Genomic DNA, 13,029 nt, shown 5'->3' with positions numbered 1-13,029 from the left:
TCACGCAGGAGTTGCCTTGGCGCTCACCACCGTCCCGGGGATCAGGAGAGAACCGGGCCGCCCCGCGTCGTCGTACCCGGCAGGGCCGCCGCGTACCAGCCTCGGCCGCAAGGTACGGGACAACCTCACCGGGCACGCGTTCCTGATCGGCGCGGTGATCTGCTTCGCGTTCTTCTCCTGGTATCCGATGCTCCGCGGCATCGTCATGAGCTTCCAGCGCACCCGGCGCGGCGTCACCACCTGGGTCGGCTGGGACAACTACGACCGCATCATCGCCGACCCCAGCTTCTGGACGGCCTGGAAGAACACGTTCTCCTTCACCCTGCTGGCGCTCGTGCTCGGGTACGCGGTGCCGTTCTTCGTGGCGATCGTGCTCAACGAGTTCCGCCACGCCAAGGGGTACCTGCGGATCCTGGTCTACCTGCCGGTGATGCTGCCCCCGGCGTCGGCGCTCTTCCTCTTCAAGTTCTACGCGTACGACCCCAGCGACGCGGGACTGTTCAACTCGATCCTCAAGGCGCTGCACCTGCCGACATCGCAGTGGATGCAGTCGCCCGGGATGACGATGCCGGCGATGGTGATCGCGTCGACCTGGATGAACATGGGCGGCGCGGTGCTGATCTACCTGGCGGCCCTGCAGAACATCCCCGGCGAACTCTACGAGGCGGCCGAGCTCGACGGGGCCGGGATCTGGCGGCGGATCCGGCACGTGACCATCCCGCAGACCCGGCTGATCCTCGCGCTGCTGGCGATGCTGCAGATCGTCGCCACGATGCAGTTCTTCATCGAGCCGCTGATCCTCGCGAACGGTACGGGGGCGGAGGACTCGGCGACCTCGGTGGCGTACCTCATCTACCAGCACGGTTTCTTCCAGAACGACCTCAACGGCGCCGCGGCGCTCGGCGTGATCATGCTCGTGGTACTGGCCGGCTTCTCCGCCGCCTACGTGCGGCTGAGCGCGAAACAGGACTAGGACGGGACGAGGAATGGCACACGACTCCGGAACCCGGACCCTCATCTCTCACGCCCAGCTCCGGCGGGGGCGCGGCAGGGTCGTCTACTGGACGCTGCTCGCCGTCGTCGTCGTGGGCTTCACGCTGGTCTTCCTCGGGCCGCTCTACTGGATGGTCACCGGCGCGCTCAAGTCCGGCCAGGAGATCGCGCAGACCCCGCCGTCGCTGTTCCCGAAGGATCCCCAGCTGCAGAACTACGCCGACGCGTGGAACAACCTGAACCTCGCCAAGCTGCTGTTCAACACCTTCTACTACGCGGCCGGGGCGCTGCTGTTCCAGCTCGTCCTCGACACCGCCGCGGCGTACGCCCTGTCGAAGCTCCGACCGGCGTTCGGCAACGTGATCCTCGGCCTGATGCTGGCGACGCTGATGATCCCGGCGATGGTCCTCATCGTCCCGCAGTACGTGACCGTGATCGACCTGCCGATCCTGCACCTCAACCTGCTCGACTCGCCGTTCTCGATCTGGCTGCCCGCGGTCGCGAACGCGTTCAACATCTTCCTGCTGAAGCGGTTCTTCGACTCGATCCCGGAGGAGCTGATGGCGGCGGCCCTCATGGACGGCGCGACGCCGCTGCGCACCCTGTGGTCGATCATCCTGCCGATGTCGCGCCCCATCCTCGGCGTGGTCTCGATCTTCGCCGTGACGGCGGTCTGGAAGGACTTCCTCTGGCCGAAGCTGGTCATGCCGTCGCCCGAGACCCGGACGGTCAGCGTCGGCATCTACGCCTTCTCGGGCGGTACCCCGATGAACGTGGTGATCGCCGCGTCGGTGATCGCGGCGATCCCGACCGTCCTCGTCTTCCTGATCTTCCAGCGGAACATCATGTCCGGTCTGACCACCGGCAGCCTCAAGGGCTGACCGCACCGGCGCACCAGCAGCGCCACCTCCCGGGACGGACGACGGCCGTTCGCCCGACGCACGTCCAGGCCGGCGAACCCGCCGACGTACCGACGCAGAAAGCAGGTGCTCGTGTCCACAGCAGACCAGGGTCCGTGGTGGCGTGCAGCGGTGATCTACCAGGTCTATCCGCGTAGCTTCGCCGACGGCAACGGCGACGGCATCGGCGACATCGCCGGCATCCGGTCCCGGCTGGACCACCTGTCCGCGCTCGGCGTCGACGCGATCTGGTTCAGCCCCTGGTACCCCTCCCCGATGGCCGACGCCGGCTACGACGTGGCCGACTACCGCGACATCGACCCCGTCTTCGGCACCCTGGCCGAGGCGGAGGCGCTGATCGCGGAGGCACACGCGCTCGGCATCCGGACCATCGTCGACGTGGTGCCGAACCACTGCTCCGACGCGCACCCCTGGTTCCAGGCGGCCCTCGCCGGCGGGCCGGACGCGCCCGAGCGGGAGCTGTTCTGGTTCCGCCCCGGCCGGGGCCCGAACGGCGACCAGCCGCCCACCGACTGGGTCGGCGAGTTCGGCGGCGGAACCTGGACCCGGACCACCAACCCGGACGGCACCCCCGGCGACTGGTACCTGCACCTGTTCACCGCCGAGCAGCCGGACTTCAACTGGGACCACCCCAGGGTGCGGGCGGAGTTCGAGGACATCCTGCGGTTCTGGTTCGACCGTGGCGTGGACGGGATCCGGATCGACTCGGCCGGGCTGCTGGTCAAGGACGGGACGCTGCCGGAGACCCGGCCAGGCCGGCCGCACCCGTTCCGCGACCTCGACGGGGTGCACGAGATCTACCGGGACTGGCGGCGGATCGCCGACGAGTACCTTGGCGACCGGGCACTGATCGGTGAGGTGTGGATGCCGGACCGGCAGCGGTTCGCCAACTACCTGCGCCCGGACGAGCTGCACGCGGCCTTCAACTTCGACTTCCTCGGCTGCGCCTGGGACGCCTCGGCGCTGCGCGAGAGCATCGACGGGACGCTGAGCGCGCACGCGCTGGTCGGCGCGCCGGCCACCTGGGTGCTCTCCAACCACGACGTCACCCGGCACGTCACCCGGTACGGCCGGGAGGACACCACCTTCAGCTTTGCCAAGAAGCGTGAGGGGATCTTCTCCGACCTCGAACTCGGCACCACTCGGGCCCGTGCGGCGGCGCTGCTCTCCCTCGCGCTTCCCGGTGCCGCCTACGTCTACCAGGGTGAGGAACTCGGGCTCGCCGAGGTCGAGGACATCCCCCCGGAGCTGCGTACCGACCCGATGTGGCCGCGCTCCGGTTACGTCGACCCGGGCCGGGACGGCTGCCGGGTGCCGTTGCCCTGGTCCGGCGACGAGCCCCCGTTCGGCTTCAGCCCGGACGGCGCGACGGCCGGCCCCTGGCTGCCGCAGCCGGCGGACTGGAAGGGCCGGACCGCGGAGGCGCAGGCCGGTGACCCGCACTCGATGCTGGCGCTCTACCGGGCGGCGATCCGGATCCGGCGGACCGAGCGGAGCCTCGGCGATGGTCCGATGCGCTGGCTGGACGCCCCGGCGGACGTGCTCGCCTTCGCCCGCAGCGACGAGTTCGTCTGCGTGGTGAACCTCTCCGGCACCCCGGTGCCGTTGCCGCCGCACCGGTCCCGGCTACTCGCCAGCGGCCCGTTGGAGGGTGATCAGCTCCCGCCGGACACGGCCGTCTGGCTGCGCACCGTCGGGGCTCCGCCCGCCTGAGCAGTACCCGGCGCCGGCCGGTCCGTCCCGACCGGCCGGCGCCGCCACCCCCACCGGCCGGTCCGTCCCGACCGCAGGTGGTCCGCCCCGGCTCCCCGCCGACGTGACCGGAAGGAGGCACCAGCGCAGCGAACGCCCAGTCCACGGGGGACTCGGCCTGCCTGACGAAACGGAGTGCACCGCTCATGGCCCACCACACCATCGGCACCCCTGCACCACCACCAGGAAGACCCGCCCGTGCCGCGCTGGCCGCCCTCGCCGGCGCCGCGCTCGTGGCGGCCACCATCTCGGTCGTCGCGATCTCCACCGCCACCCCGGCCCACGCCGCCGGGCTCTCCCCGTTCGACATCGCCGGCCGGGGCGCCACCGTGCCGTTCGTCGAGCACGAGGCGGAACGGGCGGCCCACAACGGTACGAAGATCGGACCGACCCGCTACTACGGCCAGCTGCCGTCCGAGGCGTCCGGCCGGGAGGCGGTCACCCTCGACGCCGTCGGCGAGTACGTCGAGTTCACCCTGACCGCCCCGGCCAACGCGGTGACCTTCCGCTACAGCCTGCCCGACAACGCCGCCGGCACCGGCCGCGACGCCAGCATCGACCTGCGGGCGAACGGCGCGCTGGTCAAGGCGGTCCCGGTCACCTCCCGGTACGGCTGGTACTACGGCGGATACCCGTTCAACAACAACCCCGGCGACACCAACCCGCACCACTTCTACGACGAGACCCGGACCATGTTCGGCGCCACCTACCCGGCCGGCACGAAGATCCGGTTGCAGGTCTCCTCGACCGCCCAGTCACCGACCTTCACCGTCGACCTGGCCGACTTCGAGCTGGTCGCTGCGCCGATCGCCAAGCCCGCCGGCGTACTCGACGTGGTCACCGACTTCGGCGCGGACCCGACCGGCGCCACCGACTCGACGGCGAAGTTCCAGGCCGCCGTGGACGCCGGGAAGGCCCAGGGCCGGGCGGTCTGGATCCCGGCCGGCAACTTCACCCTCTTCGACCACGTGGTGGTCGACGGGGTGACCCTGCGCGGCGCCGGCCCCTGGTACTCGGTGCTCGGCGGCCGGCACCCCACCGACCGCAAGCGCGCCGCCGGCATCTACGGCAAGTACGTCCCCGGCGGCGGCTACAGCGGCGAGATCCGGCCGCACGAGGCCGGCGGCCCCAGCCGCAACGTCACCCTGCGCGACTTCGCGATCATCGGCGACATCCGGGAGCGGGTGGACGAGGACCAGGTCAACGCCATCGGCGGCGCGATGAGCAACTCGGTGGTCGACAACGTCTGGATGCAGCACACCAAGGTCGGGGCCTGGATGGACGGCCCGATGGACAACTTCACCATCCGCAACAGCCGCATCCTCGACCAGACCGCGGACGGGGTGAACTTCCACTGGGGCGTCACCAACTCGACCGTCACCAACACCTTCGTCCGCAACACCGGCGACGACGCCCTCGCCATGTGGGCGCAGAGCGTGCCGAACGTCAACAACTCCTTCACCCGCAACACCATCGGCGTGACCATCCTGGCGAACCACCTGGTCAGCTACGGTGGCCGGGACATCAAGATCACGGACAACGTGACGGCCGACTCGGTGACCAACGGCGGCGGCATCCACATCGCGAACCGCTACCCGGGGGTGCAGGGCGCCACCGGGGTCCAGGGCACCTGGACGATCGCCCGGAACACCCTGATCCGCAACGGCAACTCCGACTACAACTGGAACTTCGGCGTCGGCGCGATCTGGTTCTCCGCGCTGAACGAGCCGTTCCAGAACCCCACCATCAACATCACCGACACCGACATCCTGGACAGCTCCTACGCGGCGCTGCACTGGATCGAGGGCCAGACCAACGGGATCAACCTCAGCAACGTCCGGATCGACGGCGCCGGGACGTACGCGCTGCAGGTGCAGGCGGCGAGCCAGGTGTCCTTCACCAACGTGCGGGCCACCGGGATCGCGCAGAGCAACCCGATGCACAACTGCGTGGGCAGCGGCTTCCAGATCAGCCAGGGCGCCGGCAACTCCGGCTGGTACACGCCCACCCCGTACTGCGGGCCGTGGCCGGCACCCCAGTGGGGCAGCGGGCCGACCAGCCCGCCCACCGGCACCCCGACCCCGCCCCCGACCACCACACCGCCCCCGACCACCCCGCCGCCGACCGGCGGGAACCTCGCCCAGGGCCGGCCGGTGACCGCGTCGAGCGTGTCGCAGACCTACGTGGCCGGCAACGCGGTCGACGGCAACGCCGGCAGCTACTGGGAGAGCGCCAACGGCACGTTCCCGCAGTCGCTCACCGTCGACCTGGGCGCGGCGGTCGACACCGACCGGATCGTGCTGAAGCTGCCGGCGGGCTGGGAGACCCGGACCCAGACCCTGTCGGTGGCCGGCTCGGCCGACGGATCGGCGTACACGACGGTCCTCGGGTCGGCCGGATACACGTTCAACCCGGCCACCGGCAACACCGTGTCGATCAACCTGCCGGCCGGCAGCCGGCGGTTCCTGCGGCTGAGCTTCACCGGTAACACCGGCTGGCCGGCGGGCCAGGTCTCCGAGTTCGAGGTGTACGGCGGCGGCACCCCGCCGCCGACCACGCCGCCGCCGACCACCACCCCACCGCCGTCCGGGAACCTGGCGCTGGGCCGGCCGGTCAGCGAGACCAGCCACGCCGACGTGTACGGCGCCGGCAACGCGGTCGACGGCAACCCGGCCACCTACTGGGAGAGCGCCAACAACGCCTTCCCGCAGTCGCTCACCGTCGACCTGGGGACCGCCCGTTCGGTGTCCCGGGTGGTGCTGAAGCTGCCCCCGGCGACGGCCTGGCAGACCCGCACCCAGACGCTGGCGCTGCTCGGCTCGACCGACGGCGCGTCCTTCACCACCGTGAAGCCGTCGGCCGGCTACACCTTCGACCCGGCCACCGGCAACACCGTGACCATCACCTTCCCCGCCACCACCCGACGCCACCTGCGGCTGACCATCACCGCCAACACCGCCTGGCCGGCCGGCCAGGTCTCCGAGTTCGAGGTCCACGCCGCCTGACGGCGCCAGTCTCCGGGCCGGTCGGCCGTCCCCGCGACCCGGCCGGCCCGGCAGCCGCACCCCGCCGCGACCCCCGCGCGGCGGGCACCCCACCACCCCTGGAAGAAGGTGCAACCCCGCCATGCCCGGAAACAGCACGAGACGACGTACCCCCCGCCGGTGGTGGACCGCCGGCCTGCTGGCCACCGCCCTGCTGGTGACCGCCGCCCCGGCCCCGCCCGCGGCGGCCGCCCCGGCCGGCCCCGGCGGCGGCGCCCGGACCGCCGCGCCGGCCCCCGCCAGCGCCGCGGCGCTCGCCGGGATCGCCGCCAGCATGACCGCCAGCAGCCACACCCAGACGTACGGCCCGGCGAACGCCAACGACGGCAACCCGGACACCTACTGGGAGAGCGCCAACAACGCCTTCCCGCAGTGGATCCAGGCCGACCTCGGCGCCACCGTCACCGTGGACCGGCTGGTGCTGAAGCTGCCACCGGCCGCCGCCTGGCAGACCCGGACCCAGACGCTGTCCGTGCTCGGCAGCACCGACGGCTCGTCCTTCACCACCCTGAAGGCGTCCGCCGGCCACACCTTCAACCCGGCCACCGGCAACACGGTGACCATCACGTTCGCCGCCACCGGCAGCCGGTACGTCCGCCTGAACTTCACCGGCAACACCGGCTGGCCGGCCGGGCAGCTCTCCGAGTTCGAGCTGTACGGGCCGGCCGCCGGGGACACCCAGGCGCCGACCGCCCCGACCAACCTGGCCTACACCCAGCCGGTCAGCGGGCAGATCCGGCTGACCTGGAACGCCTCCAGCGACAACGTGGGGGTGACCGGATACGACGTCTACGCCAACGGCGTGCTGCGCGGCAGCGTCGCCGGAACCGTGCTGACCTGGACCGACAACCAGCCGGCCAGCGCCACGGTCTCGTATCACGTCCGGGCGAAGGACGCCGCCGGCAACCAGTCGCCGAACAGCAACACGGTGACCCGTACCGGCAGCGGCACCGGCGGCACCAACCTCGCGGTCGGCAAGCCGATCACGGCCTCCTCGTACGTGCACACCTACGTCGCGACCAACGCCATCGACAACAACGTGGCGACGTACTGGGAGAGCGGCGGTTACCCGGGCACGCTGACCGTGCAGCTCGGAGCGAACGCCGGCGTCAGCTCGGTGGTGCTCAAGCTCAACCCGGATCCGGCCTGGGGGACCCGCACCCAGACGGTGCAGGTGCTCGGCCGGGAGCAGAGCGGCACGTCGTTCACCAGCCTGGTCGGCCCGGCCGGCTACACCTTCAACCCGGCGTCCGGCAACACGGTGACCATCCCGGTCTCCGCCACCGCCGCCGACCTGCGGCTGACCTTCACCGCCAACTCCGGCGCCCCCGGCGGCCAGGTCGCCGAGTTCCAGGTGATCGGCACGCCGGCCCCCAACCCGGACCTGACCGTCACCGCCCTGTCGGCCAGCCCGGCCAACCCGAACGAGGCCGACGCGGTCACCCTCTCCGCCACCGTCCGTAACGCCGGGACGGCGGCCTCCGCCGCGACCAACGTCAACCTCTACCTCGGCGGCGTGCGGGTCGGCACCGCCGCGGTCGGCGGGCTGGCGGCCGGCGCCTCGACCACCGTCACGGCGAACATCGGCACCCGCGCGGCGGGCAGCTACCCGCTGAGCGCCAAGGTCGACGAGGCGAACGCGGTTATCGAGCAGGACGAGACGAACAACAGCTACACCAGCCCGTCCCCGCTGGTGGTGAACCCGGTGGCCAGCTCGGACCTGGTCGCCTCGGCGGTCACCTGGACGCCCGGCAACCCGTCGGCCGGGAGCACCGTCAGCTTCTCCGTGACGTTGCGCAACGCGGGCAGCGTCGCCTCGGCCTCCGGCGCGCACGGCATCACGCTGACCGTGCTCAACGAGGCGAACACCGTGGTCCGCACGCTGACCGGCTCGTACTCGGGTGTGATCAACGCCGGGGCCACGGCCGGCCCGGTCAACCTGGGCACGTGGACCGCCGCGAACGGGAAGTACACCGTCCGGGTGGTGCTCGCGACCGACGCCAACGAACTGCCCGCCAAGCAGGCCAACAACACCAGCGACCGGCCGCTCTTCGTCGGGCGGGGCGCCAACATGCCGTACGACATGTACGAGGCCGAGGACGGCGTGGTCGGCGGCGGCGCGGCCGTGGTCGGACCGAACCGGACCGTCGGCGACCTGGCCGGCGAGGCGTCCGGCCGGCGCGCGGTGACCCTCAACTCGACCGGCAGCTACGTCGAGTTCACCACCCGGGCCAGCACCAACACGCTGGTCACCCGCTTCTCCATCCCGGACGCCCCGGGCGGCGGTGGCATCAACTCGACGTTGAACGTCTACGTCAACGGCGCCTTCCACAAGGCCATCGACCTCACCTCCCGGTACGCCTGGTTGTACGGGGCCGAGGCCAGCCCGGGCAACTCGCCGGGCGCGGGCGGACCGCGGCACATCTACGACGAGGCCAACGTCATGCTCAACTCGACGGTGCCGGCCGGCAGCAGGATCCGGCTCCAGAAGGACCCGGCGAACACCACCACGTACGCGATCGACTTCATCAACACCGAGCAGGTCGCGCCGATCGCCAACCCGGACCCGGCCCGCTACGCGGTGCCGGCCGGCTTCACCCATCAGGACGTGCAGAACGCCCTGGACCGGGTGCGGATGGACACCAGCGGCAACCTGATCGGGGTGTACCTGCCGGCGGGGAACTACTCCACCGCGTCGAAGTTCCAGGTGTACGGCAAGGCGGTCAAGGTCGTCGGCGCCGGCCCCTGGTACACCCGCTTCAACGCCCCGTCGACGCAGGACAACACCGACATCGGGTTCCGGGCGGAGGCGTCGGCCAACGGATCGTCGTTCGCCAACTTCGCCTACTTCGGCAACTACACCTCGCGGATCGACGGTCCGGGCAAGGTGTTCGACTTCGCCAACGTGTCGAACATGGTGATCGACAACATCTGGAACGAGCACATGGTCTGCCTCTACTGGGGCGCCAACACCGACTACGTCACGATCAAGAACTCCCGGATCCGGAACATGTTCGCCGACGGCGTCAACATGACCAACGGCAGCACCAACAACCTGGTCAGCAACAACGAGGCGCGGGCCACCGGCGACGACAGCTTCGCGCTCTTCTCGGCGATCGACGCCGGCGGCGCCGACATGAAGGACAACGTCTACGAGAACCTGACGTCGATCCTGACCTGGCGGGCCGCCGGGGTGGCCGTGTACGGCGGGTACGGCAACACCTTCCGCAACATCTACATCGCCGACACGCTGGTCTACTCGGGCATCACGATCAGCTCGCTGGACTTCGGCTACCCGATGAACGGCTTCGGCGCCGACCCGCCCACCCGGTTCGAGAACATCTCCATCGTCCGCGCCGGCGGGCACTTCTGGGGCGGGCAGACCTTCCCGGCGATCTGGGTCTTCTCCGCCTCGAAGGTGTTCCAGGGCATCCGGGTCAGCGACGTCGACATCGTCGACCCGACCTACAGCGGCATCATGTTCCAGACCAACTACGTCGGCGGCCAGCCGCAGAACCCGGTCACCGACACGGTCTTCACCAACGTGTCGATCAGCGGCGCCCGCAAGAGTGGTGACGCCTTCGACGCCAAGTCGGGCTTCGGGATCTGGGCCAACGAGATGCCGGAGCCCGGCCAGGGCCCGGCGGTCGGCTCCGCCACCTTCGTCAACCTGCGGCTGAGCAACAACTACCAGGACATCCGCAACACCACGTCCACCTTCACCATCAACCGGAGCTGACCCCCGTCGGGGAACCGGCCGCCGCCGGAGGGCACACCGCCCTCCGGCGGCGGCCGCGCCGTGCCCGGTGGGTCAGCCGCGCCGCGCCGTCGCCCGGGCCACGGCGGAGCGGGGACTGCACAGCACCGGTACGCCCACGTCGCCGAGCAGGTCGATCGCGGGCGCCATGCTCGCCTGGGCCAGCACCACGACGTCCACCTCGGCGGCGACGTCCCGCACGTGGGCGGCGATCCGGCGCAGGTACGCGTCGTGCTCGCCGGCCTCGAAGAGCGGCCACGCGTCCGGGCAGGACACCGTACGCAGCGACACGTCCACGCCGGCGGCGTGCGCGCTCTCGCGCAGCAGCGCCAGGGTCGGCTCCAGCGTGGACGGCACCGCCGCCACCACGGCGACGCGTCGGCCGGCGGCGACCGCCGCCTCGGCCATCGGCCGGTCCACGCGGAGCACCGGGACGCCCACCTCGGGAGCCGCCCGCTCGGCGTGCCCGCTCAGGGTGGAGCAGGTGCAGACCACCACGTCGGCCCCGTCCGCCGCCAGCCGTCGCAGCTGCGCGCGCAGGCGGGCCAGCAGGTCGGTGTCGACGCCGTGGGTCCTGGCGTCCGCGAGCAGGCCCGGGTCCACGACGTGGACGTCCCGCCAGTCGGGCGCGAGCTCCCCGGTGAGGGCGCGGAAGGCCGACACGTGGACGTCGGCGGTGTGCAGGAAACCGATGATGGGCACGCGTCAGGATGACACCCGCCGCCCGAGACGCCCCCGGCCCGGTGGACCGCCCGGCCGCTGACCGGAGGCGTGCGACACGGCGGACGCTCTCAGGAGGGCACCCGGTGGGGCACCCAGCCGAGGAAGCGGGCCCGCAGGTCGGCGGGGCTGGCCGCGAGGTCCTGGGTGGCCGACGTGAGGCAGGTGGCGAGGTAGACCCGCAGGTTCGTCGACTGCTGCCGGTACTCGTCGAGCAGGATCTGCCGCCGGCTGGGGCACGGCCATTCACTCCCGCAGTCGCGGCACTGCCACGACGGAATCATCGGATCGTGCGGAGCGGGCATCGGTCTCCGATCTCCGTGCTGCTGTGAAGGATTCTCGAGCGTCGGCGGCGCAATTCCCACCCCCGGTCGAGTCCCATTGACAGGACGACCGGCCGATTACCGCTGACGGTCGTCATTCGTTGTGGTCACGGCACCGGCCAGGCCCGGTCAGTCACAGCACGGTGGGCGATGCCTTGAATATAGCCAGCAACAATCAGCAAAAGGCCAGTTCAAGCGCCATATGATCTTCGCCTTGGGCGAGGTGGTGAGCGTGCGGTGGGGCAGCGCGCGCAACGACTGTCATTGATCCGACTCCGCCCGCCGCACGCGGGACGGGCGGCGCCGCCCGTCCCGCGAGCGCGTCGGCGAGCCCGACCCGCCGGGCGCGCCGCGCGAGGTCGCCGATGTCCGGCCGGACCCCGGCGTAGGCTGACCGGCGTGGATCAAGAAGACCGGATCGCCCTGTTCCTCGACTACGAGAACCTCGCGCTGGGGGCGCGCGACCACCGCGGCGGGATGGCCTTCGACTTCCGCCCCATCGCCGACGCGCTCGCCGAGCGGGGCCGGGTGGTCGTGCGGCGGGCCTACGCGGACTGGTCGTACTTCGACGAGGACCGCCGGATGCTCACCCGGTCCCACGTCGAGCTGATCGAGATACCCCAACGCATGGGCGCCTCCCGCAAGAACGCCGCCGACATCAAGATGGCGGTCGACGCGGTGGAGCTGGCCTTCGAGCGGGACTACATCTCGACGTTCGTGATCTGCACCGGCGACAGCGACTTCACCCCGCTGGTCCACAAGCTCCGTGAGCTCAACAAGCGGGTCATCGGCGTCGGGGTGGAGAAGTCCACGTCCGCGCTGCTCCCGCCCGCCTGCGACGAGTTCCTCTACTACGACCGGCTGGAGGGGGTGGAGATCCCGCCGACCCGTGCCCCGCGTACCCGGCCGGCGCGGCTGCCCAGCCCGGAGCCGCAGCAGGTGGAGCAGGAGCCCGAGCCCCGGGCCACGGCCGAGGAACCGGCCCGGGACGTGGAGACCCTCGCGGTGCTGGTGGCCCAGACCGTGGCCGGCCTCCAGGGCAGCTCCAGCGGTGCGGTGACCGCCTCGACGTTGAAGCGCACGCTGCTGCGCAAGGACCCGACCTTCAGCGAGTCCGACTACGGTTTCCGCACCTTCGGCGAACTGCTGCGCCACCTCGCCACGCAGAACGTCGTCGAGCTGGCGGAGGGCCCCGCCAAGGGCGACCCCGAGGTCTCCCTGCCCGAACACGGTGACCGGGAGGAGGCGTTCGGGCTGCTCCGCACCGTGGTGAAGGAGCTGGCCGGCGCCGACGGCACGGTGGCGCTGTCCGGCCTCAAGAACCAGCTCCGGCGGGCGCGGCCGCAGTTCAGCGAGAAGAAGCTCGGCTACCGCAGCTTCCTGCAGTTCTGCAAGGCCGCCGCCACCAGCGGGGTCGTCCAGCTGGAGTGGAACACCGAGGCCGACGACTACCTGCTCACGCCCCGGCCCTCCTGACCCGGACCGGCGCGCCGGGACCGCCTCGGTCGGCCCCGGCGTGC

Annotated in this window: 8 protein-coding genes; 6 read left to right on the top strand and 2 right to left on the bottom strand. The window is 71.2% G+C overall.

All coding sequences use genetic code 11. From position 1 onward, the window contains the following. Positions 1-16 precede the first annotated feature (16 nt). From V6U88_RS13750 to V6U88_RS13730, 5 genes are all read left to right on the top strand, one after another. Positions 17-973 carry a carbohydrate ABC transporter permease gene (locus V6U88_RS13750; protein WP_334452987.1) on the top strand — a complete coding sequence of 319 codons (957 nt, stop codon included), beginning with the start codon at positions 17-19 and terminating at the stop codon, positions 971-973. A 13-nt stretch (positions 974-986) separates the two neighbouring features. Beyond that, the gene (locus V6U88_RS13745; RefSeq protein ID WP_334452985.1) at positions 987-1,874 is read left to right on the top strand and encodes a carbohydrate ABC transporter permease; all 888 of its coding nucleotides are present in this window, start codon (positions 987-989) and stop codon (positions 1,872-1,874) included. A 111-nt stretch (positions 1,875-1,985) separates the two neighbouring features. Next, the gene (locus V6U88_RS13740; protein WP_334452984.1) at positions 1,986-3,626 is read left to right on the top strand and encodes a glycoside hydrolase family 13 protein; all 1,641 of its coding nucleotides are present in this window, start codon (positions 1,986-1,988) and stop codon (positions 3,624-3,626) included. Positions 3,627-3,811: 185 nt separating this feature from the next. Continuing rightward, positions 3,812-6,670: a galactose-binding domain-containing protein gene (locus V6U88_RS13735; RefSeq protein ID WP_334452982.1), complete on the top strand. Its 2,859-nt coding sequence runs from the start codon at positions 3,812-3,814 to the stop codon at positions 6,668-6,670. Between the two features lie 121 nt (positions 6,671-6,791). Continuing rightward, the gene (locus V6U88_RS13730) at positions 6,792-10,448 is read left to right on the top strand and encodes a discoidin domain-containing protein (protein ID WP_334452980.1); all 3,657 of its coding nucleotides are present in this window, start codon (positions 6,792-6,794) and stop codon (positions 10,446-10,448) included. Between the two features lie 72 nt (positions 10,449-10,520). Here V6U88_RS13730 and V6U88_RS13725 read toward each other — a convergent pair whose 3' ends face one another. Both V6U88_RS13725 and V6U88_RS13720 read right to left on the bottom strand, forming a co-directional pair. Further along, positions 10,521-11,168: an aspartate/glutamate racemase family protein gene (locus tag V6U88_RS13725; RefSeq protein WP_334452978.1), complete on the bottom strand. Its 648-nt coding sequence runs from the start codon at positions 11,166-11,168 to the stop codon at positions 10,521-10,523. An 89-nt stretch (positions 11,169-11,257) separates the two neighbouring features. Further along, positions 11,258-11,491 (bottom strand): hypothetical protein, encoded by a 234-nt coding sequence (locus V6U88_RS13720; protein ID WP_334452977.1) that lies wholly within the window; start codon positions 11,489-11,491, stop codon positions 11,258-11,260. Positions 11,492-11,908: 417 nt separating this feature from the next. Here V6U88_RS13720 and V6U88_RS13715 point away from each other — a divergent pair, with 417 nt between their 5' ends. Then, positions 11,909-12,985 carry a PIN domain-containing protein gene (locus V6U88_RS13715; protein ID WP_334452974.1) on the top strand — a complete coding sequence of 359 codons (1,077 nt, stop codon included), beginning with the start codon at positions 11,909-11,911 and terminating at the stop codon, positions 12,983-12,985. The last annotated feature ends 44 nt before the right edge of the window (positions 12,986-13,029 follow it).

Source organism: Micromonospora sp. CPCC 205739 (genome assembly GCF_036906795.1).
Classification (GTDB): Bacteria; Actinomycetota; Actinomycetes; order Mycobacteriales; family Micromonosporaceae; genus Micromonospora.
Note: the sequence above shows the minus strand (reverse complement) of the source record. Positions and strands in the feature narration are given on the sequence as shown.

Bases quoted from the DNA above. Each gene is read 5' to 3' on its own strand.
- V6U88_RS13730 (WP_334452980.1), top strand. From the start codon at position 6,792: ATGCCCGGAAACAGCACGAGACGACGTACCCCCCGCCGGTGGTGGACC.
- V6U88_RS13745 (WP_334452985.1), top strand. From the start codon at position 987: ATGGCACACGACTCCGGAACCCGGACCCTCATCTCTCACGCCCAGCTC.
- V6U88_RS13735 (WP_334452982.1), top strand. From the start codon at position 3,812: ATGGCCCACCACACCATCGGCACCCCTGCACCACCACCAGGAAGACCC.
- V6U88_RS13720 (WP_334452977.1), bottom strand. From the start codon at position 11,491: ATGCCCGCTCCGCACGATCCGATGATTCCGTCGTGGCAGTGCCGCGAC.